Here is a 21,875-nt window from a genome sequence, read left to right on the forward strand (position 1 = left end):
CCGCGTCTACTGTCGGTTGCTGTGCTGGAAGAGCTGCGCATCACCGGACTGGGCGTCATCGAGGACACCACGCTGCCGTTGACCGGCGGCATGAACGTCATCACCGGCGAGACCGGTGCGGGCAAGACGATGGTGGTGACCGGCCTCGGCCTGCTCTTCGGCGGCCGGGCCGACGCGGGGCGCGTGCGGGCCGAGCCCGGCCGCGCCGTGGTGGAGGGGCGGCTGCGCCTGACCGGTCGCGTCGCCGAGACCGTGCACGCCCGCATCACCGACGCCGGCGGCGAGCCGGACGACGACGGCACGCTCCTGCTGAGCCGCACGGTCACCGTCGAGGGCCGTTCCCGGGCCCACCTCGGCGGTCGCAGCATGCCGGTGTCGATGCTCGGCGAGGTCGGTGAGCAGGTGGTGGCCGTGCACGGCCAGTCCGACCAGCTGCGCCTGCTGCGCCCGGCCGAGCAGCGCGCCGCGCTGGACCGGTTCGCCGGCGCGGAGCACGAGAAGTTGCTCGACGCGCTGCGCGAGGCGTACACGGGCTGGCGGCGGGTGGTCGACGACCTGGCCGACCGGCGGCGCAACGCCCGGGAGCGCAACCAGGAGGCCGACCTGCTGCGGCTCGGCCTCGACGAGATCAGCCGGGTTGACCCGCAGCCCGGCGAGGACGACGAGCTGAAGGCGGAGGCGCAGCGGCTGGAGCACGCCGAGGGGCTGCGCACGGCGGCGCAGGTGGCGCAGCAGTGCGTGGCGGGCGGCGCGGAGGCCGCCGACGACACCCCGGACGCGACGGCGCTGCTGGGCACGGCCCGGCGCACGCTGGAGGCGCAGGCCGGCACCGACCCGGCGCTCGGCGAGCTGGCGGCGCGGCTGGAGGAGGCGGCCACCCTCGTCACCGACGTCTCGGCCGAGCTGTCGTCCTACCTCGCGGCGCTCGACGCCGACCCGGCCCGGTTGCAGGCCGTCTACGAGCGGCGGGCCGCGCTGCGCGGGCTCACCCGCAAGTACGCCGACGACGTCGACGGGGTGGTCGCGTGGGCCGAGCGGGCCCGCACCCGACTGTCCGAGCTGGACACGTCCGACGAGCTCCTCGACGAGTTGGAGCGGGAGGGGCAGCGGCTCGCCGCCGAGGTGGCCGACCTGGTGGGTCGGGTGTCGACGTCCCGGCAGGAGGCGGCGACGCGCTTCGCCGAGCAGGTCACGGTCGAGCTGGCCGGGCTGGCCATGCCGCACGCCCGGATCGAGGTGGCGGTGCTGCCGCGGCCGGCCGGGCGGGCCGAGCCGGCGCTCACCGTGGGCGGCGTCGAGGTCGGCGTGGGCCCGGACGGCGGCGACGAGGTCGAGTTGCGGCTGCTCGCCCACCCCGGCGCGCCGTCGCTGCCGTTGCAGCGGGGCGCGTCCGGCGGCGAGCTGTCCCGGGTGATGCTCGCCATCGAGGTGGTCTTCGCCGGTTCCGGCGGCCCGCCGACCCTCGTGTTCGACGAGGTCGACGCCGGTGTGGGCGGCCAGGCGGCGGTGGAGATCGGGCGGCGGCTGGCCCGGCTGGCCCGCAGCCACCAGGTGCTCGTGGTCACCCACCTGCCGCAGGTCGCCGCGTTCGCCGACCGGCACCTCGTGGTCGCGAAGGACACCGGCGGCGCCGTGACCACCAGCGGCGTCCGGGTGGTGGAGGACACCGAGCGGGCCCGGGAACTCGCCCGGATGCTCGCGGGTTTGCCGGACTCGGATCTGGGTATCGCGCACGCCGAGGAGCTGTTGGCCGTGGCGGCCAAGGAAAGGCGGCCGTGACCGCCGGTATTGTGAGCGCAAGCACACCAGCCTGCGCTCCGGTGTGCTTCCCTGGGTAGGCGGCCCTGCTCAGGCATGTCGCGACAGAAAAGCCTGCCTCACATGCCAGGATGGTCACGATGCGTCTACCCACGTTGCGCCGGACCCGGAACGCGGACCCGGGCGTCGTCTGCGGCACCGCCCGCCTCGACCGGCGTACGAAGCGGCTGGTCGGCCGGCTCCGCCCCGGCGACATCGCGGTGATCGACCACGTCGACCTCGACCGGGTGGCCGCCGACTCGCTGGTGGCCGTCGGCGTCGCGGCGGTGCTCAACGCCAAGCCGTCGGTGTCCGGCCGCTACCCGAACCTCGGCCCCGAGGTGCTGATCGGCGCGGGCATCCCGCTGCTCGACGACCTGGGCGAGGGGATCTTCGAGCAGGTCCGCGAGGGCGACACGGTGCGGATCGAGGGCAACACGGTCTACGTCCGGGACGAGCCGGTGGCGCACGGCAGCCTGCAGGACGCGGAGACCGTGGCCAAGGCGATGGCCGACGCGCGGGAGGGCCTCTCGGTCCAGTTGGAGGCGTTCGCCGCCAACACGATGGACTACCTGAAGCAGGAGCGCGACCTGCTGCTCGACGGCGTCGGGGTGCCGGAGATCCAGACCCAGATCCAGGGGCGGCACTGCCTCATCGTGGTGCGGGGCTACGACTACAAGGCCGACCTGGACGTGCTGCGCCCGTACATCCGGGAGTTCAAGCCGGTGCTGATCGGCGTCGACGGCGGGGCGGACGCGCTCGTCGAGGCCGGCTACACCCCGGACATGATCATTGGTGACATGGACTCGGTCACCGACGACGTGCTGCGCTGCGGGGCCGAGGTGATCGTGCACGCCTACCCGGACGGGCGGGCGCCCGGCCTACCCCGGGTCACGGCGCTGGGCGTTCCGGCGGTGACCTTTCCGGCCGCCGCCACGAGTGAGGACCTGGCCATGCTGCTGGCCGACGAGAAGGGGGCCTCGCTGCTGGTCGCCGTCGGCACCCACGCCACCCTCGTGGAGTTCCTCGACAAGGGTCGCGGCGGCATGGCGTCGACGTTCCTCACCCGGCTCAAGGTGGGCGGCAAGCTGGTCGACGCCAAGGGGGTGAGCCGGCTCTACCGGCAGAGCATCTCCGGCTCGTCCCTGCTGCTCCTCGTCCTCTCGGCGGTCGCCGCGATGGCCTCCGCGGTGGCCGTGTCCACGGTCGGCAAGGCGTACCTGGGCGTGGTCTCCGAGTGGTGGGACAATTTCGTGTTCCAACTCGGCCAGCTCTTCTAGCTCCCCGACGATCAAGAGGCTGCAAGCGTGATCAATTTCCGCTACCACGTGGTGTCGCTCACCGCGGTGTTCCTGGCGCTGGCGATCGGTCTGGTGGTCGGCACCGCCGCCCTCAACGGCCCGGTCGCCGACTCGCTCAAGGAGCAGGTGACCGCGCTGCGCAAGGACAACCAGCAGATGCGCCAGACGGTCAACAACATGGAGAAGGAGCTGGAGTCCGAGGAGGGCTTCGCGGCGGAGATGTCGCAGGTCGTCCTCCCCGGCAAGCTCACCGGCCGCCGGGTGCTGGTGGTGAGCCTCCCCACCGGGCGGGAGCACACCGAGGGCGTGCTCAAGATGCTCCAGGCGGCCGGGGCGAACGTGACGGGCCGGGTCGACCTGCAGGACAAGTTCATCAACCCGGACAACAACAGCAACCTTCTCGAGCTCGCGGTCACGGCCGCCCGGCCGACCAGCGCGCAGACCACCGGGCTGCCCGGCAACGGCCACGGCGTGGAGACGTCCAGCGCGCTGCTGGCCAGCGTGCTGCTCGACCGGCAGGGCAGCGCCCCGGTCAGCGACGCCGACCGGAAGGCGGTGCTCGCCGCGTACACCAACAACGGCTACCTCACCACCGAGGACCCGGTCAGCGGCCCCGCCGAGGCGGTCGTGCTGGTCAGCGGCCAGCCGTACGTCGACAAGGACTCGGCGAAGAAGGACGAGTCGGTCGTCAAGGTCGCCGAGCAGTTCGACCGCGCCGGGGCCATCGTCGTGGGCGGCAACGGCTCGGCCGGCGACAACCTCGTGGCGATCGTGCGGGGCGACCCGGTGCTCTCGCAGGCGATCTCCAGCGTCGACAACGCCAACACCATCCAGGGGCAGCTGGTCACCACGCTCGCCCTGGTGCAGCAGCTCACCGAGAAGAAAGCCGGCCAGTACGGCGTCGGCGACAACGCCGAGTCGCTGCTGCCTAAACTGCCCCAGTGAGCCGACGACGCATCCGGATGTCCGCAGACGACCCGATCGAGGTGACCGCGTGAGCATGCTGGGCCGGCTGCTGACCGCCGGCGCCGGGGCGATCGCCGCCCGCTACGCGCTGGACGGGGTGCGCACCTCCCCGGCGGGGCCGGCGCTGGAGCGCACCAACTTCCGCGGCCGTACGGTGACCCTCGCCGCCGGCCCGGCGCTCGCCGCCGGTGCCAGCGGCGCCGCCGCGCTCGGCGCGACGAGCGGGACCTCCGGCGCCGCGGCGCTGGTCGCCGGCCTCGGCGCGGGCGCCGTGGGCCTGTACGACGACGTGGTCGGAGCGCGGCCCGAGCAGAAGACCGCCAAGGGCTTCGCGGGGCACCTCGCCGCGCTGCGCGAGGGGCGGGTCACCGCCGGCCTCATCAAGATCGTCGGGGTGGGCGCCGCCGGGCTCGGCGCGGCCGCGCTGCTCGCCGCCGACGCCCGCGTCGCGGGGCACCGGCGCCGGCAACGGCAGGGGACGCTCGGGCTCGGCGTGGACGTGGTGCTCGGCGCCGGAGTCGTGGCCGGCACCGCGAACCTGCTCAACCTGCTCGACCTGCGTCCCGGCCGGGCCCTCAAGTCCGGTCTGCTGCTCGGTGCGCCGCTCGCCGGTGGCCCGCACGGGGGCATCGCGGCGGGGGCCGTCGGGGCGGCCGCCGGGCTGCTCCCCGACGACCTCCGCGAGCAGGTCATGCTCGGCGACAGCGGCGCGAACGCTCTCGGCGCGCTGCTCGGCGTCGCGCTCGCCGCGCGCACCGGCCCGCTCGGCCGCGCCGGGATCCTCGCCGTGCTGGCCGGCCTCACGGCCGCCAGCGAGAAGGTCAGCTTCACGCAGGTGATCCAGCGGACCCCGGGGTTGCGTGAGCTCGACGCGCTGGGCCGGCACACCGACTGACGTGACCAGACCGGCACCCCTCGCCGGCGCCGGCCGGGTGGCCGGAGCTGCCGCGCTCATCGCCGTCCTCACCGTGGTCAGCCGGCTCGCCGGCTTCGGCCGGACGGCCGTGTTCACCTGGACGCTGGCGAGCACCGACCTCGGCGGCACCTACGTGGTGGCCAACAACCTGCCGAACTTCATCTTCGAGATCGTGGCCGGCGGGGCGCTGGCCAGTCTCGTCGTACCGCTGCTGGCGGGCGCCGTCGAGGCGGGTGACCGGCGGAGTGTCGCCGCCACCACCGGGGCGCTGCTGACCTGGACCCTCAGCCTGCTGGTGCCGCTGGCGCTCGTCCTGGCCCTGCTCGCCCACCCCCTGATCGGCCTGCTCGGGCCCGGCCTCACGCCCGAGCAGCAGCAGGCCGGCGCCCGCATGCTGCTGCTGTTCGCGCCGCAGCTCCCGCTGTACGGCGTCGGCATCGTGCTCACCGGGGTGCTCCAGGCGCACCGTCGGTTCGCGTGGCCGGTGATCGCCCCGCTGCTGTCCAGCGTCACCGTCATCGGGATCTACCTCGGCTTCACGGCCTGGCAGGGCCGGCTCGCCACGGTCGGCTCCGTGACCCGGGGCGGGGAGCTGCTGCTCGCCGGCGGCACGACCCTCGGCGTCGTGGTGCTCTCACTCTCCCTGCTGGTCCCGCTGCGCCGGCTCGGGCTGCGCGTGCGGCCGGGCTACCGGTTCCCCCACGGGCTGCGGGCGCGGGCCGGCGGGCTGGCCGTCGCCGGGGTGGTGACCGTCACCGCGCAACAGGTCGCCCTCATGGTGGCCCTCAACCAGGTCACCTACGGGGCGGCCACCAACCCGGGCGTCTACAACATCGCGCAGACCATCTACTTCCTGCCCTGGGCCGTGCTGGCCGTGCCGCTCGCCGTGGCCGCGTACCCCACGCTCGTGGCGGCCCGGGCGGCCGGCGACGAGCGGACCTACCGGGAGACCCTCGCGCCGGCCGTACGCGGGGTGGTGCTGTTCAGCCTGCTCGGCTCGGCGGCGCTGGTCGGCACCGCGGCGCCGGTGGCGCACTTCTTCTTCGACTCCCCGCCGCTCGCCACGACCGCCGCGGCGGCCATCGCCGGCTTCGCTCCCGGACTGCTCGGGTACGGCCTCTTCGCCGTCCTCACCCGGGCGCTGTACGCGCGCGGCGAGACCCGGTCGGCGACCGCCGTGACCGCGGTCGGCTGGCTCGCCGTGCCGGTGCTCGCCGTGCTGCTCGGGCATGTGCTGCCGGTGGGCGACCGGGTGTCGGCCGTGACGCTGGCCACCTCCGGGGGCATGCTGTTCCTCGGGGGTCTGCTGGTCGCGGCCGTGCTCCGGTCCGCCGGCCGGGAGGCGCTGGCGGGCGTCGGCCGGGCCGCGGCCGCCGGCCTGCTCGCCGCCGCGGTCGCCGGGCTCGGCGGTGTGGCCACCGCCCGCGGGCTCGCGGGCCTCGGCGACGGGACCCCGACGACATCCGGGGCGCTCGTTCAGGGCATGCTGTCCGGTGTCGTGGTCGGCGCCCTGTTCCTCGCCGTCGCCTGGCTGACCGACGCGCGGGACGTCCGGCCGCTGCTCGCGGCGGTGACCCGTCGGCTCGGTCGGCGGCGCACGGCGGCCGGCGCCGGCACGCACGAGGACCCGCGCCCGGGGGGACGCGGTGACGGGAAGGAGACGGTGTCCGGGTGAGCGCGGCCACGGAACCGACACCCGGCTGGCCGGGCAGCGTGGCGCTGCTCCTCGCCTCCAGCACCGGCGGGGTGGGACAGCACGTCCGCTCGGTGGCCCGCGGGCTCGCGGCGGCCGGCACGACGGTGCTGGTCTGCGGCCCCGCCGCCACGCAGGACCAGTTCGACTTCACCGGTGTGGGCGCCCGGTTCCGGCCGGTCGAGATCCCGGCCAGCCCGACCCCGGCCGACGCCCGCGCGGTCGCCGCGCTGCGCCGGGCCCTGGCCACCGACCCGGTGGACGTGGTGCACGCGCACGGGCTGCGGGCCGGCCTCGTCGCGGTGCTCGCCCGGCCCGCCGCGCCGGTCGTGGTCACCTGGCACAACGCCGTGCTCGCCGGTGGGCTGCGCGGCGCGCTCTCCCGCGTCGTCGAGCGCGTCGTGGCCCGGGGCGCCCGCGTCGCCCTCGGCGCCTCCGCCGACCTCGTCGACCGTGCCGCCGCCCTGGGCGCCAACGACGCCCGGCTCGCCCCGGTCGCCGCGCCGACCCTGCCGGCCCCGCGCCGCCGCCGGGCCGCCGTCCGCGCCGAGTTCGGCGTCGAGGGCGAGCAGCCGCTGATCGTCTCGGTCGGGCGGCTGCACCCGCAGAAGCGGTACGACGTGCTGGTCGACGCCGCCGCGCGGTGGCGTACCCGTGTCCCGCCCCCCGTCGTCGTGATCGCCGGCAGCGGCCCGGCGTACCTGCCGCTGGCCGCGCGGATCTCCGCGGCCCGGGCGCCGGTGACCCTGCTCGGCCACCGCACCGACGTGGCCGACCTGCTCGCGGGCGCCGACCTCGCCGTGGTCACCAGCGACTGGGAGGCCCGCCAGCTCTTCGCCCAGGAGGCGCTGCGCGCCGGTGTGCCGCTGGTGGCGACCGCGGTCGGCGGCCTGCCGGACCTGGTGGGCGACGCGGCGGTGCTGGTGCCCCCCGGCGACGTGGACGCCGTCGACGCCGCCGTACGCGAGCTGCTCGACGACCCGCGACGCCGCGCCGAGCTGGGCGCGGCCGGTGCGGCGCGGGCGGCCACCTGGCCCACCGAGGCGGACACGGTCGCCACGCTGGGGGCGCTCTACGCGGAGCTGACCCCGCGAGCCGCCGGTCCCGCCGCGCCGGACGCCGGCACCTCCGCGACGGGGCAGCGCTGATGCTGCGCCGGCTCGTTCCCGCCGTGCTGACCCTCGTGGTGGTGGCCCTCGGCATCGCGGCGCTCGCCGCCCGGCCGCAGCGTGGCACGCCGGGGCCCACCGCCGACTTCGTGGTGGTGGCCGGCGTGGCGGGCCTGCGCTGGGAGGACGTGGACCCGGAGACCACCCCGACGCTGTGGCGGATGGCCGAGCGCGGCTCGATCGGCTCGCTGTCGGTCCGCTCGGCCCACCGGCCCACCTGCCCCGTCGACGGCTGGCTGACCCTCGGGGCGGGCGGTTTCGCGGCCTGGAACGGCAGCCGGCAGCCCGACGGCTGCCCGGCGGCCCCGGTGACCGTCGAACAGCCCGACGGCATCGGGGCGAACCTGCCCGACCAGGAAGGCGTGGTGCACTACAACCAGGAGCAGTTGCCCTGGGGCACGATGCCCGGGTCGCTCTCCGAGTCGGTCCGCTGCTCGGTGGCGGTCGGTCCGGGTGCCGCCGTGGCGGCGGCCCGGCCGTTCGGCCGGGTGGACCGGTACGCGGCGGCGCTGCCCGACGACCCGACGCAGCTGCTCGGCTCCTGCGTGCTCAGCATCGTCGACCTCGGCACGGTCGACGGCACCACGAAGGCGGCCCGCGCGGCGGCGGCCCGGGCCGCGGACACCGAACTGGCCCGGGTGCTCGCCGCCCGGCCGCCGCGCTCGCTGGTGATGGTGGCCGGCGTCTCGGACACCGAGGTCCCGGCCCGGCTGCACGTGGCGGTCGCCGACGGGCCGGGCTGGGAGGGCGGCTGGCTCACCTCGGCGAGCACCGGCCGGGACGGCTACCTGCAACTGGTCGACCTGGCGCCGACGGCGCTGGCCGCGCTGGGTCGGCCCATGCCGGACCGGCTCTTCCTCGGCCGCCCGGCCGTCGCCGTGGACAACCGGCCCGACGACCTGGCCGACGCGATCCGGCAGCCGGTGGACGCCGAGCGGGAGGCCGCCGCCCAGCGGGGCGTCGCCGGCTGGTTCTTCACCCTGCTGGCCGCCGCCCAGGTGCTGCTGGCCGCCGCCGTCCTCCCGCTGCTGCGCCGGGCCCGCCGGCACGCCGGCCCGTACGGCCCGCAGCCGGTGTCCCGGCGGGTCGTGGGGGCCGTGGAACTGCTGCTCGTCGCCGCGGCTCTCGCGGTGCCCGCCGCGCTGCTCACCGACGCCGTCCCGTGGTGGCGGGCGGACCGGCCCGGATGGGTGTTCGCGGGCGTGACCGCCCTGCTCGTCGTGGCCGGGACGGCGCTGGTCCGGTTCGCGCCCGGGCACGGCCGCACCCTCGGGCCGCTCGGCGTGGTCGCGGGCCTCACCACGCTCGTCGTGGGCCTGGACGTGCTGACCGGCGCCCGCCTGCAACTCAACGGGGTCGTCGGCTACTCGGCGCAGGAGGGGGGCCGGTATGCGGGCCTCAGCACCGTCGCGCTCGGGGTGTTCCTGGCCGGGGCGCTGCTGAGCGCCGGGTGGCTCGCCCAGCACCTGCCGCGGGGGTGGCGACCGGCCGCGGTGGTCGCCGTCGGCGGAGTGGCCGTGGTGATCGTGGGCAGCCCGTACCTCGGTGCGGACCCGATCGGCGCGGTCGCGCTCACGGCGGGTCTCAGCGTCGCGGCGGCGATCAGCGCGGGCGGCTGGCTGACGGCGAGCCGGCTGGCCTGGGCGGTGATGGCGGCGCTCGCGGTCATCGTGGGCTACGCGGTGCTCGACGTGCGCCGCCCGGCGGCCGAGCGGGGCAGCCTGGGCCGTTTCCTGGCCGCGCTCGGCGACGGCACGGGCGGGCTCACCCTGCACCGCTCCAGCACGGCCAACTTCGACACGTTGGTGGGCAGCCCGCTCACCGTGCTGGCCCTGGCCGCCGCGCTGCTGGTGTGGTTCGCCCTGCTGCAGCCGTGGGGCGGGCTCATGCGGCTGTTCGGCATCTACCCGGCGGTCCGCGCCGCGATGGCGGGCACCACCGTGGCGGCGTTGGTCGGCGGTGTGCTGGGCGGCGCGGCGCTGGACGTGGGCGGTGCCGCCGCGGCGCTCGTGGTGCCGATGGCGGCGCTCGCCTCGTTGCGGGTGCTGGACCATTCCACCGACCGGACCGTGCCCGCCGGCGGCCGGTCCCGAGCCGACGGCGCGGGTGTGGCCGGTGAGGGCGGGCCGGGCGACGGCACGGGCGGGGCCGGCGGGTCCGTGCCGAGCCGCCAGCCGGCGGAGCCCGCGCCGGACGCCCCGTCGGCACGACCCGCACCGGAGGGCCCGGACGCCCCGTCGGCCCGGCCCGCGCTGGGGGACCCGTCGAAGGGCCCCAACGCCTCATCGGCCTGCCCCGTACCAGAGGGCACGTCGGAACGGCTGGTCCCGGGCGCACCGGAGGCCACAGCAGCGGCGGAGGGCTCGCCGGGCGACCGCTCGGGCGTGCCGGCGCCCCGCCCGGCCGCCGGTCCGTCGCGGCCCGTGACCCGGCGCTGACGGCCGGTCACCGCCGCCGCGGCGCGCCGGGTGTGACCTCGGTGCGGCCTGCGTCCCGCCTCAGTCGAGGTGTTACCGTGGAATCCCGTGGATCGCGTGATCACTTTGCTGATCGGCTCGGCGGTTCGCACGACCGCGACGGACGACACGGGAGCAGGCCTTGGCCCCTTCAGCACGGACGACCAGGCACATCTTCGTCACCGGGGGCGTTGCCTCCTCGCTCGGTAAGGGGCTCACCGCCTCCAGCCTCGGCAACCTCCTCACCGCGCGGGGACTCCGCGTGGTCATGCAGAAGCTCGACCCGTACCTCAACGTCGACCCGGGGACGATGAACCCGTTCCAGCACGGCGAGGTCTTCGTCACCGAGGACGGCGCCGAGACCGACCTCGACGTCGGGCACTACGAGCGGTTCCTCGACCGGGCGCTCTCCGGCAAGGCGAACGTCACCACCGGCCAGATCTACTCGGAGGTGATCGCCAAGGAGCGGCGCGGCGAGTACCTCGGCGACACGGTCCAGGTGATCCCGCACATCACCAACGAGATCAAGTCGCGGATCCTCGGCATGGCCGACCCGGACGCCGACGGCCAGGTCCCCGACGTGGTGATCACGGAGGTGGGCGGCACGGTCGGCGACATCGAGTCGCTGCCGTTCCTGGAGGCGATCCGCCAGGTCCGGCACGACCTGGGCCGCGACAACTGCTTCTACCTGCACGTCTCGCTGGTGCCGTACCTGGCGCCGTCCGGCGAGCTGAAGACGAAGCCCACCCAGCACTCGGTGGCGCAGCTGCGCAGCATCGGCATCCAGCCCGACGCGCTCGTGCTGCGCTGCGACCGGGACATCCCCGACAAGGTCAAGCAGAAGCTGTCGCTCTACTGCGACGTGGACCGGGAGGCGGTCACCGCCGCGCCGGACGCGCCGAGCATCTACGACATCCCGAAGGTGCTGCACCGCGAGGGGCTCGACGCGTACGTGGTGCGTCGGCTCGGCCTGTCGTTCCGGGACGTCGACTGGAGCAGCTGGGACGACCTGCTGGACCGGGTGCACCAGCCCCGGCACACGGTGACCGTCGCGCTCGTCGGCAAGTACGTCGACCTGCCCGACGCGTACCTGTCGGTGAGCGAGGCGATCCGCGCGGCCGGGTTCGGCCACCGGGCCCGGGTGCAGCTGCGCTGGGTGCCCAGCGACGAGTGCGTCACCCCGGCCGGCGCGGCGGCCGCCCTCGCGGGCGTGGACGGCATCGTCATCCCCGGCGGCTTCGGGGTGCGCGGCATCGAGGGCAAGATCGGCGCCTCCCGGTACGCGCGGGAGAACCGCATCCCCCTGCTCGGGCTCTGCCTCGGCCTGCAGTGCATGACCATCGACGTGGCCCGGCACCTGGCCGGCCTCGAGGGCGCCAACTCGCTGGAGTTCGACGAGGAGGCCCGGCACCCGGTCATCGCCACGATGGCCGACCAGGAGGACATCGTGGCGGGCAGGGGCGATCTGGGCGGCACCATGCGGCTCGGGGCGTACCCGGCGCGGCTCGCCGAGGGCTCGCTGGTCGCCGAGGCGTACGGCAGCACCGACGTGAGCGAGCGGCACCGCCACCGGTACGAGGTGAACAACGCCTACCGTGACGCGCTCACGAAGGCCGGCCTGCACATCTCCGGCACCTCGCCGGACGGGCGGCTCGTCGAGTTCGTGGAGCTGGACCGGAGCCTGCACCCGTTCTTCGCGGCCACCCAGGCGCACCCGGAGCTGAAGAGCCGGCCCACGCGTCCGCACCCGCTGTTCGCGTCGTTCGTCCGGGCCGCGATCACGTACTCGCAGGCTGACCAGCTCCCCGTGGACCTCGACGCGCCGGCCGCGGAGCAGGCCGCCCGCAACGGCGCCGCGGCGACGGCGTCGTCCGCGTCGTGAGCGCCGTCGAGCACCGCTACGAGGTCCGCTCCCGGGAGCAGCGGTGGTCGGGCCGGATCTTCGACGTGGTGACCGAGGAGGTCACCATGCCCGGCGGCGGCACCGGGCGGCGGGACATCGTGCGGCACGTGGGCGCCGTCGCCGTGGTGGCGTTGGACGACGCCGGCCAGGTGGTGCTCATCCGCCAGTACCGGCACCCGGTGGGCCGCCACCTGTGGGAGCTGCCGGCCGGGCTCATGGACGTGTCGGGGGAGGACCTGCCCGCCGCGGCGGCGCGGGAGCTGGCCGAGGAGGCGGACCTGACCGCCGGCCGGATGGACGTCCTCGTCGACCTGCACAGCTCGCCCGGGTTCACCGACGAGCTGGTCCGGGTCTTCCTGGCCCGGGACCTGACGGACGTGCCGGCGGAGCAGCGGCACGAGCGCCGGGACGAGGAGGCCGACCTCCAGATCCTCCGCATCGACCTGGACGAGGCCGTGGCCATGGTGCTGGCCGGCGAGATCACGAACGCCTCGTGCGTGGCGGGTCTGCTCGCCGCGGCCCGCGCCCGCGACGCCGGCTGGTCGGTGCTGCGCCGGGCGGACGCGCCGCTGCCGCGCTGACCCGGAAGCCGGAGAACGCGAGAGGGGCCGGGTGGCGACGCCACCCGGCCCCTCCGTGGTCCGCCGTCAGTCGCGCAGCGGGCGCCCCTGGGCGTCGGTGCCCCCGTTGACGAGGATCAGGATGCCGTCGATGAGGCCCCAGAGCGAACCGAACCCGCAGGTCACCCAGCTGACGATGAGCTGCAGCACGCCCAGCTTGATGTGGCCGGTGTAGAAGCGGCCGGCGCCGAAGGCGCCGAGCAGGATGCCGAGGATGCCGGCCACGATCTTGCTCTTGTCAGAAACGCCCTGGGGGTACCCAGGTTGGTACGCCTGGTAAGGAGGAGTGGTCATGAGGCGACACCATATAGATCCACTCGTCTCCTGTCGGCAGCGGCACCCCGGAAGTGGGACGATAATGGACGAACACTGTCCTGACGGCTGAGGCGGCTTCCCCCGTGGGCCGGGCCCGGACACACCTGACAACCCGTCAGCGGCGACCGGCACCGGATGTCACTCTGCTGGCCCCCGCGAGCTCGCGGCACGCCTAGACTGCCGCCGGCGGGACCGGTGGACCGCGGCGGCAACGGAGCCGTCGCGCACCGAGCGGTCGGGGGAGAGCGGCCCCGAAGGAAGGTGTCTGCATCGTGAAGGTCGGAATCCCACGCGAGGTCAAGAACCACGAGTACCGCGTGGCGATCACGCCCGCGGGCGTCAACGAGTTCACCCGCCACGGTCACGAGGTGTTCGTGGAGGCCGGCGCGGGCCTCGGTTCGAGCATCACCGACGACGAGTTCGCCGCCGCCGGCGCGAAGATCCTGGCCACGGCCGACGAGGTGTGGGACGCCGCCGAGCTGGTACTCAAGGTCAAGGAGCCGATCGCCGAGGAGTACCACCGGATGCGCGAGGGGCAGGTGCTCTTCACCTACCTGCACCTGGCCGCCTCCAAGGACTGCACCGACGCGCTGCTCGACCGCAAGGTGACCGGCATCGCGTACGAGACCGTCGAGCTGCCCGACCGTTCCCTGCCGCTGCTCGCCCCGATGTCCGAGGTGGCCGGCCGGCTCGCCCCGCAGGTGGGCGCCTTCTACATGATGCGCACCGGCGGTGGCCGCGGGGTCCTGCCCGGCGGCGTCTCCGGCGTCTACGCGGCCAAGACCGTGGTCATCGGCGCCGGCGTGTCCGGCATGAACGCCGCCGCGATCGCGCTCGGCCTGCAGTCCGAGGTGCTGCTGCTCGACAAGAACGTGGCCCGCCTGCGCCAGGCCGACGCCATCTACCGGGGCCACCTGCAGACGGTCGCCTCCAACGCGTACGAGATCGAGCGCGCCGTCCTCGACGCGGACCTGGTCATCGGCGCGGTGCTGGTGCCCGGCGCGAAGGCGCCGAAGCTCATCTCCAACGAGCTGGTGTCGCGGATGAAGCCGGGCAGCGTGCTCGTCGACATCGCCATCGACCAGGGCGGCTGCTTCGAGGACTCGCGCCCCACCACGCACGCCGACCCGGTCTACAAGGTGCACGAGTCGATCTTCTACTGCGTGGCGAACATGCCGGGCGCCGTCCCGAACACCAGCACCCACGCGCTGACCAACGTCACCCTGCCGTACGCCCTCGAGCTGGCCAACCACGGCTGGCGCGAGGCGCTGCGCCGCGACCCGGCCCTGGCCCTGGGCCTCAACACCCACGACGGCCAGGTCACCTACGGTCCGGTCGCCGAGGCGCACGGCATGGCCGTCCTGCCGCTCGCCGACGTGCTGAGCTGAGGCGGCGGGCTGACCGGCACGCCCGACGGCGCCGGCGCGGGCACCGAACCCGCGCCGGCGCTGCGCCGCGCGGTGCGCGGCTACCTGGACCACCTCACCGTCGAACGCGGACTCTCCGCGAACACCCTGGCGTCGTACCGCCGGGACCTCGAACGCTACCTGCGGACGCTGGTCGACGCGGGCGTCGCCGACCTGGCGTCGGTCGGCGCCGGCGTCGTCGAGTCGCACCTGGCCCGGCTCCGCTCCGGTGACGACGCGCACCCCCCGCTCGCCGTCTCCTCGGCGGCCCGCGCCGCGAGCGCCGTGCGCGGCCTGCACCGGTTCGCCGTCCGGGAGGGGCTGGCCGGCGCCGACCCCAGCCGCGACGTGCGGCCCCCCACCCCGCCGCGCCGGCTGCCCCGTGCGCTGCCCGTCGACGACGTGGTCCGTCTGCTGGAGACGGCGGGCCCGGTCACCGCGACCGGCGAGGGCGCGCCGCTCGCGCTGCGCGACCGGGCGCTGCTGGAGTTCCTGTACGGCACCGGGGCGCGGATCTCCGAGGCGGTCGGCGCCGCCGTGGACGACGTCGACCCGGACGAGGGGACCGTGCTGCTGCACGGCAAGGGCGGTCGCAGCCGGCTCGTGCCGATCGGCGGATACGGCGTCGACGCGCTGCGCGCCTACCTCGTGCGGGCGCGGCCCGCGCTGGCCGCCGCGGGCCGGGGAACGCCCGCGGTCTTCCTCAACGCCCGCGGCGGGGCGCTGTCCCGGCAGGGCGCCTGGACCATCCTGCGCCGGGCCGCCGAGCGGGCCGGCCTGCCGGTCGACGGGCCGGCCGCCGTCTCACCGCACACGTTGCGCCACTCGTACGCCACCCACCTGCTCGACGGCGGCGCCGACGTCCGGGTGGTGCAGGAACTCCTCGGCCACGCCTCGGTGACCACCACGCAGGTCTACACGCTGGTCACCGTCGAGAGGCTGCGCGAGGTGTACGCCACCGCGCACCCGCGCGCCCGCGGCTGACGGTCACCGGCGCGGCGGGCCCCGCCGACCGCCGCGGCCGGGGCGCGGGCGCCGCCCGACACGCCGAGCGGCTACTGAACGGCCTGCTGGTCCGTGGCGTACAGTCGGCTTCGGCGCGGATCCCCGGGAGCTGTCGGGCCGGGGTGCGCGAGCGGCGCCGCGAAGGACGTCGGACGGCTCCGACGCCGGGTGGTCGTCGGGAGGGGGCAACGAGGACATGGCTGGCAACGAGGACCGTGCCGAGACGTGGACGTCGGAGCTCCGTGAGCAGCAGGCCGCGCTCGGCAACGACCTCGGCCCGGCCGACCCGGCCGCCTACACGATGCGCAAGCCGATCCCCGAGCCGATGCCCACCGACCGGCACGGCCCGGCGCGGATCATCGCGATGGCCAACCAGAAGGGCGGCGTCGGCAAGACCACCACGACGATCAACCTGGGCGCCGCGCTGGCCGAGTACGGCCGCAAGGTGCTGCTCGTGGACTTCGACCCGCAGGGTGCGCTCTCGGTGGGGCTGGGCGTCAACCCGCACAACCTCGACCTGTCGGTCTACAACCTGCTCATGCAGGACGACATCACCGCCGAGGACGTCCTCATCAAGACCGACGTGGCGGGGTTGCACCTGCTGCCGGCCAACATCGACCTCTCCGCCGCCGAGATCCAACTCGTCAACGAGGTCGCCCGGGAGATGGCGCTGGCCCGGGTGCTGCGGTCGATCCGCAAGGAGTACGACTACATCCTCATCGACTGCCAGCCGTCGCTCGGCCTGCTGGCGATCAACGCGCTGACCGTCGCGCACGGCGTGCTCATCCCGCTGGAGTGCGAGTTCTTCAGCCTGCGCGGTGTGGCGCTGCTGCTCGACACCATCGACAAGGTGCGCGAGCGGCTCAACTTCGACCTGGAGCTCGAGGGCATCCTCGCCACCATGTACGACAGCCGCACCACCCACTGCCGGCAGGTGCTCCAGCGGGTGGTGGAGGCGTTCGGCGACAAGGTCTACCAGACGGTCATCACCAAGACCGTCAAGTTCCCCGAGTCCACCGTCGCGGGCGCCCCGATCACCACGCTCGATCCGGCCTCGTCCGGCGCGCGCAACTACCGGCAGCTGGCCCGCGAGGTGATCGCCGCGCAGGCCGAGCGGTAGGCCGAACGCCGCATGTCCGGGCCGTGGACTACGGTTTGCCGGTGACCGCACCGCCCCTCGACCCGCCCTCCGGCAGCGGCGACCCCGCGCCCGCCGCCGGTCCGGCCGCCGAGGTCGGCGGCGCGGCGGCCGCCGAGGTCGACGGCGCGGTGCCCGCCGAGCCGGCCACCGTCGAGGAGTCAAGCGGCTTCACCGTCCGGCTCGCCAACTTCACCGGGCCGTTCGACCTGCTGCTCCAGCTCATCGGCAAGCACAAGCTGGACGTCACCGAGGTGGCGCTGCACCGGGTCACCGACGAGTTCATCGCCTACATCCGGGCCATGGGCGACCAGTGGGACCTCGACGAGGCGAGCGAGTTCCTGCTCATCGCGGCCACCCTGCTCGACCTGAAGGCGGCCCGACTGCTGCCCGCCGCCGAGGTGGAGGACGAGGAGGACCTCGCGCTGCTGGAGGCGCGGGACCTGCTCTTCGCCCGGCTGTTGCAGTACAAGGCGTTCAAGGAAGCCGCCGCGCACATCGCCGAGCTGGAGGCCGTGGGCGGCCGGCGCTACCCCCGGGCCGTGAGCCTCGAACCCCGCTACGCCGAGGCGCTGCCCGACCTGGTGCTCGGCATCGGCCCGGAGCGGCTGCGTACGCTCGCGATCCGGGCGCTGACCCCGAAGCCCGTGCCCGAGGTGTCGATCGCCCACGTGCACATGGTCCGGGTCAGCGTGCGCGAGCACGCGGCCATCATCACCGAGCGGCTTCGCCGGGCCGGCACCGCGACCTTCTCGACGCTCTGCGCCGACTGCGAGGCCACGCTCGAGGTGGTGGCCCGCTTCCTGGCCCTGCTGGAGCTGTACCGGGAGGGGCTCGTGGCCTTCGTCCAGGACCAGGCGCTGGAGGAGCTGACCGTCCGCTGGACCGGCCCGGCCGAGGGCGGCCCCGAGCTGCAGATCGACGAGTACGCCGGCACCCCGGCCGAGCCGGCCGCCGCCCCGCCGGGCGCGACCGCCGGGTCGGAGAGCGCGCCGGCGGCCACCCCGGACGCGGGGACGAGCGAGGAGTGACCGCGATGAGCAACGACGAGGAGCGCCGCGACTCCCTGGCAGAGCAGGCCGCCGCCTGGGTGCCCCCGTGGGAGCGCCCGGCGCCACCCGCTGCGCCGTCTCCCGGCGACCTGGACGCGACGCGGCCCGACGAACCGCCGGCGACGCCCGGCGACGCGCCCCTCCGGGAGCCGGAGTCCACCGGGCCGTCGGGGGAGTCGGACGCGGTCGTCGAAGCGGGGGAGCGGGACGCGGTCGCTGGGCCGGGGGAGCCGGACGCGGTTGCCGGGGCAGGGCAGGAGTCGGACCCGGTCGCCGAAGCCACGGTGCCGGCGCAGCCCGGGTCCGCCGCCGAGGCCGGGCCGGCAGCCGGCGCGCCGGAGGAGCCGGCCGCCGGCGTACCCCCGAAGGTGCCGGCGCGGCGGCGGCGGGCGCCCGAGCCGGCGGCGCCGCCGCCCGAGCTCGACGACGCCGAGTTGCGCGGCGCCCTGGAGGCGATCCTGCTCGTGGTGGACGAGCCGGTGAGCGAGGCGACGCTCGCCGAGGTGCTGGAGCAGCCGGCCGGACGGATCGCGTCGGCGCTCGCCGAGATCGCGGCCGGCTACGGCGCGGCCGGGCACGGCTTCGAGCTGCGCCGAGCGGCCGGCGGCTGGCGGCTGTACACGCGGCCGGAATACGCCGCGTACGTCGAACGGTTCGTGCTGGACGGGCAGTCGGTGCGGCTGACCCAGGCCGCGCTGGAGACCCTCGCGGTGGTCGCTTACAAGCAGCCGGTCACCCGGTCGCGGATCTCCGCGATCCGGGGCGTCAACTGCGACGGGGTGATCCGTACGCTGGTCACCCGCGGCCTCGTCGAGGAGTGCGGCACCGAGCCGGAGAGCGGCGCGTTCCTCTACCGCACCACCACCCTGTTCCTGGAGAAGCTGGGCCTCGACACGGTCGGCGAGCTGCCGCCGCTCGCCCCGTTCCTGCCCGACGATGTGGAAGAGCTGACCGATGCCACGCGATGACCGCACCCCCACCACGGACGCCCCGGCGGGCGCCGAGCGCCTCCAGAAGGTCCTCGCGGCCGCCGGTGTGGGGTCCCGGCGTGCCTGCGAGGACCTGATCTTCCGCCGGCGGGTCACCGTGAACGGGCGGGTCGCGCAGCTCGGCGACAAGGTCGACCCGGCCACCGCCGTCATCCACGTCGACGGGGAACGGGTGGTCACCGACACCCGGCTCGTCTACCTCGCCATGAACAAGCCCCGCGGCGTGGTCTCGACCATGGCCGACGAGAAGGGCCGCACGGCGCTCGCCGACTTCCTCGGCAACCGGGTGGAGCAGCGCGTCTACCACGTCGGGCGGCTCGACGCGGACAGCGAGGGGCTGCTGCTGCTCACCAACGACGGCACCCTCGCGCACCGGCTCATGCACCCCTCTTACGGGGTGTCGAAGACGTACCTCTGCGAGGTGTCCGGGCCCATCCCGCGCAACCTCGGCAAGCGCCTGATGGCCGGGGTGGAGCTGGAGGACGGCCCCGCGAAGGTCGACTCGTTCCGGGTGGTGGACACCCTGGGAAAGACCGCCCAGGTGGAGCTGACCCTGCACGAGGGGCGCAAACACATCGTCCGGCGCCTCCTGGCCGAGGTCGGGCACCCCGTCTCCCGGCTGGTGCGTACCTCCATCGGGCCGATCCGTCTCGGCGACCTGCGCGCCGGGCGGACCCGCCGGCTCACCAACGCCGAGGTCGCCGCGCTGTTCAAGGCGGTGGGTGACTGACCCCGCAGGACGGGGTACGGCTGCCGGTAGGCTCCGTGGCGGCCGGGAGGCGGCCGCGCGGGAGCGCGGGTCACGCCCGGCGGCGTCCGCGCGCTCGAACGGGAAGCGGCGGGCATCATGGATCGAGGACATCCGCTCACGGCGCCGCAACGGCGGCGATCCGTGGGGTACGGGCTGAGGAGGACGACGGTGGAGGAAAACGTGCGGGCCGGGCGATGCGTGGTCGCTGTGGACGGGCCGTCCGGTTCGGGAAAGTCCACCGTCTCCCGGCGGCTCGCCGCCGGCATCGGTGCCCGCTACCTGGACACCGGGGCCATGTACCGGGCCATCACCTGGGCGGTGCTGCGCTCCGGCGTCGACCTCACCGACGTCGCGGCGGTGGCCAAGGTCGCCGGTGAGGTGGACCTGCGCATCGGCACCGACCCGCAGGGGTACGGCGTGACGGCCGACGGCGTGAGCGTCGACAAGGAGATCCGCGGACCCGAGGTGACCGGGGCGGTCTCCGCCGTGGCCGCCGTGCCGGCCGTGCGCGCCCTGCTGGTCGCACGCCAGCAGGAGATGATCGCCAACGCGGGCCGGATCGTCGTCGAGGGCCGGGACATCGGCGCCGTCGTGGCGCCCGACGCGGACCTGAAGGTCTACCTGACCGCCTCCGAGGAGGCCCGGGCGGCCCGGCGCAGCGCCGAGGACGCCACCGACGCGGTGGCCACCGCCGCCGACCTGGCGCGCCGGGACCGGCTCGACTCGACGCGTAAGACGTCGCCGTTGCAGCAGGCGCCGGACGCGGTCGTGCTGGACACCACCGAGCTGGGCATCGACGAGGTCGTCCTGCGACTGCGCGGCCTGCTCTCCGAGCGGGGAGTGGCATGAGCGAGGGTGACGGCTGGATTGAGCTTCGGGAGCCCGACCTCGACGTCGAGGAGCAGAGCGGCCCGCAGCCCGTGGTGGCCGTGGTCGGCCGGCCCAACGTGGGCAAGTCGACGCTTGTCAACCGGATCATCGGCCGCCGGCAGGCGGTCGTCGAGGACGTCCCCGGTGTGACCCGGGACCGGGTGCCGTACGACGCGCAGTGGGCCGGCCGGGCGTTCACCGTGGTGGACACCGGCGGGTGGGAGCCGGACGCGCGGGACCGGGCGAAGGCGATCGCCGCGCAGGCCGAGGCCGCCGTGGCCACCGCCGACGTGGTGCTGTTCGTGGTGGACGCCGTGGTCGGTTCGACCGATGTGGACGAGGCCGCCGTACGGATGCTGCGGCGCAGCGCCAAGCCGGTGATCCTCGTGGCGAACAAGGCCGACAACGCCACCATCGAGATGGAGGCGACCTCGCTGTGGTCGCTCGGCCTCGGCGAGCCGTACCCGGTCTCCGCCCTGCACGGCCGGGGCTCGGGCGAGCTGCTCGACGCCATCATGGACGCGCTGCCCGACGCCCCGCCCATCCTGGAGCACCGGCCGCGCGGCCCGCGCCGGGTGGCGCTCGTCGGCAAGCCGAACGTGGGCAAGTCCAGCCTGCTCAACCGCTTCTCCGGTGAGGAGCGGGCCGTCGTCGACTCGGTCGCCGGCACCACTGTCGACCCGGTGGACAGCCTCGTGCAGATCGGCGGCGAGACGTGGCACCTCGTCGACACGGCCGGCCTGCGCAAGCGGGTGGGCCGGGCCAGCGGCACCGAGTACTACGCGAGCCTGCGTACCGCCTCGGCCATCGAGGCGGCCGAGGTGGCCGTGGTGCTCCTCGACGCCAGCGAGCCGATCAGCGAGCAGGACCAGCGGGTCCTGTCCATGGTCACCGACGCCGGCCGCGCGCTCGTGATCGCCTTCAACAAGTGGGACCTGGTCGACGCCGACCGCCGGTACTACCTGGACAAGGAGATCGAACGGGACCTGCGCCGCATCCCGTGGGCGATCCGGCTGAACCTGTCGGCGGCCACCGGCCGGGCGGTCGACAAGCTCGCCCCCGCGCTGCGCAAGGCCCTCGCGAGCTGGGAGACCCGGATCCCGACCGCCCGCCTCAACCAGTGGCTGACCGCGCTCGTGCAGGCCACGCCCCACCCGGTGCGCGGTGGTCGGGCCCCGCGGGTCCTGTTCGCCACGCAGGCCGGGGTGGCGCCGCCGCGCTTCGTGCTGTTCACCACGGGGCCGATCGACGCCGGCTACCAGCGCTTCGTGGAGCGCAAGCTGCGCGAGGAGTTCGGCTTCGAGGGCAGCCCCATCGAGATCTCCGTACGCCCCCGCAAGAAGCTGGGCCCGGGCGGCCGGGGCAAGGCGCACGGCTGACGGCTGCCCTGGCCCTGGCCCTGGCCCACCCTCCTAGGACGCTGTACGGGGTGTGCGGGCCGCCTCGCTTGATCAACACCAGATCGCCGAAGTGGCGGTGTCCGGGAGCCTCGGACACCGCCACTTCGGCGAAACGGAGTGGATCATCG

The 21,875-nt window shown here is 74.9% G+C and carries 18 protein-coding genes; 17 read left to right on the plus strand and 1 reads right to left on the minus strand.

Translation table 11 applies throughout. The features are described 5' to 3' along the window. Positions 1-21: 21 nt before the first annotated feature. The 9 genes from recN (at position 22) to ACSNOA_RS13520 (ending at position 12,782) form a co-directional block, all read left to right on the plus strand. Positions 22-1,779: a DNA repair protein RecN gene (recN, locus tag ACSNOA_RS13480; protein ID WP_436658417.1), complete on the plus strand. Its 1,758-nt coding sequence runs from the start codon at positions 22-24 to the stop codon at positions 1,777-1,779. Between the two features lie 119 nt (positions 1,780-1,898). Beyond that, the gene (gene steA / locus ACSNOA_RS13485) at positions 1,899-3,077 is read left to right on the plus strand and encodes a putative cytokinetic ring protein SteA (RefSeq protein WP_436658418.1); all 1,179 of its coding nucleotides are present in this window, start codon (positions 1,899-1,901) and stop codon (positions 3,075-3,077) included. A gap of 27 nt (positions 3,078-3,104) precedes the next feature. Beyond that, entirely contained in the window at positions 3,105-4,043 is a 939-nt protein-coding gene (locus ACSNOA_RS13490; RefSeq protein ID WP_436658419.1) for a copper transporter, read from the plus strand. A 49-nt stretch (positions 4,044-4,092) separates the two neighbouring features. After that, positions 4,093-4,959 carry a hypothetical protein gene (locus tag ACSNOA_RS13495; protein ID WP_436658420.1) on the plus strand — a complete coding sequence of 289 codons (867 nt, stop codon included), beginning with the start codon at positions 4,093-4,095 and terminating at the stop codon, positions 4,957-4,959. Between the two features lies 1 nt (position 4,960). Continuing rightward, positions 4,961-6,655 carry a murein biosynthesis integral membrane protein MurJ gene (murJ, locus tag ACSNOA_RS13500; protein WP_436658421.1) on the plus strand — a complete coding sequence of 565 codons (1,695 nt, stop codon included), beginning with the start codon at positions 4,961-4,963 and terminating at the stop codon, positions 6,653-6,655. Then, positions 6,652-7,821 (plus strand): glycosyltransferase family 4 protein, encoded by a 1,170-nt coding sequence (locus tag ACSNOA_RS13505; RefSeq protein WP_436658422.1) that lies wholly within the window; start codon positions 6,652-6,654, stop codon positions 7,819-7,821. The genes murJ and ACSNOA_RS13505 overlap by 4 nt, the downstream gene beginning before the upstream one ends. After that, positions 7,821-10,280 carry a hypothetical protein gene (locus tag ACSNOA_RS13510; protein WP_436658423.1) on the plus strand — a complete coding sequence of 820 codons (2,460 nt, stop codon included), beginning with the start codon at positions 7,821-7,823 and terminating at the stop codon, positions 10,278-10,280. The genes ACSNOA_RS13505 and ACSNOA_RS13510 overlap by 1 nt, the downstream gene beginning before the upstream one ends. Before the next feature lie 160 nt (positions 10,281-10,440). Then, positions 10,441-12,180, plus strand: a complete 1,740-nt coding sequence (locus tag ACSNOA_RS13515; protein ID WP_436658424.1) for a CTP synthase — start codon at positions 10,441-10,443, stop codon at positions 12,178-12,180. Further along, positions 12,177-12,782, plus strand: coding sequence for an NUDIX domain-containing protein (locus tag ACSNOA_RS13520; RefSeq protein ID WP_436658425.1), 606 nt, complete (start codon positions 12,177-12,179; stop codon positions 12,780-12,782). The genes ACSNOA_RS13515 and ACSNOA_RS13520 overlap by 4 nt, the downstream gene beginning before the upstream one ends. A 66-nt stretch (positions 12,783-12,848) precedes the next feature. Here the strand turns inward: ACSNOA_RS13520 and ACSNOA_RS13525 are convergent, their stop codons facing one another. Further along, the gene (locus ACSNOA_RS13525) at positions 12,849-13,181 is read right to left on the minus strand and encodes a TM2 domain-containing protein (protein WP_436662284.1); all 333 of its coding nucleotides are present in this window, start codon (positions 13,179-13,181) and stop codon (positions 12,849-12,851) included. 227 nt (positions 13,182-13,408) lie between these two features. Here ACSNOA_RS13525 and ald point away from each other — a divergent pair, with 227 nt between their 5' ends. From ald to der, 8 genes are all read left to right on the plus strand, one after another. Next, complete coding sequence (gene ald / locus ACSNOA_RS13530) at positions 13,409-14,524, plus strand: alanine dehydrogenase (RefSeq protein ID WP_436658426.1); 1,116 nt, start codon at positions 13,409-13,411, stop codon at positions 14,522-14,524. Positions 14,525-14,533: 9 nt separating this feature from the next. Continuing rightward, positions 14,534-15,526 carry a site-specific tyrosine recombinase XerD gene (locus tag ACSNOA_RS13535; RefSeq protein ID WP_436662286.1) on the plus strand — a complete coding sequence of 331 codons (993 nt, stop codon included), beginning with the start codon at positions 14,534-14,536 and terminating at the stop codon, positions 15,524-15,526. A 217-nt stretch (positions 15,527-15,743) separates the two neighbouring features. Then, positions 15,744-16,667 (plus strand): ParA family protein, encoded by a 924-nt coding sequence (locus ACSNOA_RS13540; protein ID WP_132352669.1) that lies wholly within the window; start codon positions 15,744-15,746, stop codon positions 16,665-16,667. 41 nt (positions 16,668-16,708) lie between these two features. After that, positions 16,709-17,716, plus strand: a complete 1,008-nt coding sequence (locus tag ACSNOA_RS13545) for a segregation and condensation protein A (protein ID WP_436658427.1) — start codon at positions 16,709-16,711, stop codon at positions 17,714-17,716. Between the two features lie 5 nt (positions 17,717-17,721). Further along, on the plus strand, positions 17,722-18,705 hold the full coding sequence (gene scpB, locus ACSNOA_RS13550) for an SMC-Scp complex subunit ScpB (RefSeq protein WP_436658428.1): 984 nt from the start codon (positions 17,722-17,724) through the stop codon (positions 18,703-18,705). Further along, positions 18,692-19,456, plus strand: a complete 765-nt coding sequence (locus ACSNOA_RS13555) for a pseudouridine synthase (RefSeq protein ID WP_436658430.1) — start codon at positions 18,692-18,694, stop codon at positions 19,454-19,456. The genes scpB and ACSNOA_RS13555 overlap by 14 nt, the downstream gene beginning before the upstream one ends. 189 nt (positions 19,457-19,645) lie before the next feature. Continuing rightward, positions 19,646-20,326: a (d)CMP kinase gene (cmk, locus tag ACSNOA_RS13560; protein ID WP_436658431.1), complete on the plus strand. Its 681-nt coding sequence runs from the start codon at positions 19,646-19,648 to the stop codon at positions 20,324-20,326. Then, a complete protein-coding gene (der, locus tag ACSNOA_RS13565; RefSeq protein ID WP_436658432.1) occupies positions 20,323-21,726 on the plus strand; it encodes a ribosome biogenesis GTPase Der in 1,404 nt (467 codons plus the stop codon). Before cmk ends, der begins: the two co-directional genes overlap by 4 nt. Positions 21,727-21,875: the final 149 nt, after the last annotated feature.

The organism is Micromonospora sp. URMC 103, from assembly GCF_051386435.1.
Lineage (GTDB): Bacteria > Actinomycetota > Actinomycetes > Mycobacteriales > Micromonosporaceae > Micromonospora.

Coding starts and splice junctions, on each gene's coding strand:
- steA (WP_436658418.1), top strand. CDS start 1,899: ATGCGTCTACCCACGTTGCGCCGGACCCGGAACGCGGACCCGGGCGTC.
- ACSNOA_RS13510 (WP_436658423.1), top strand. CDS start 7,821: ATGCTGCGCCGGCTCGTTCCCGCCGTGCTGACCCTCGTGGTGGTGGCC.
- ACSNOA_RS13540 (WP_132352669.1), top strand. CDS start 15,744: ATGGCTGGCAACGAGGACCGTGCCGAGACGTGGACGTCGGAGCTCCGT.
- scpB (WP_436658428.1), top strand. CDS start 17,722: ATGAGCAACGACGAGGAGCGCCGCGACTCCCTGGCAGAGCAGGCCGCC.
- ACSNOA_RS13555 (WP_436658430.1), top strand. CDS start 18,692: ATGCCACGCGATGACCGCACCCCCACCACGGACGCCCCGGCGGGCGCC.
- der (WP_436658432.1), top strand. CDS start 20,323: ATGAGCGAGGGTGACGGCTGGATTGAGCTTCGGGAGCCCGACCTCGAC.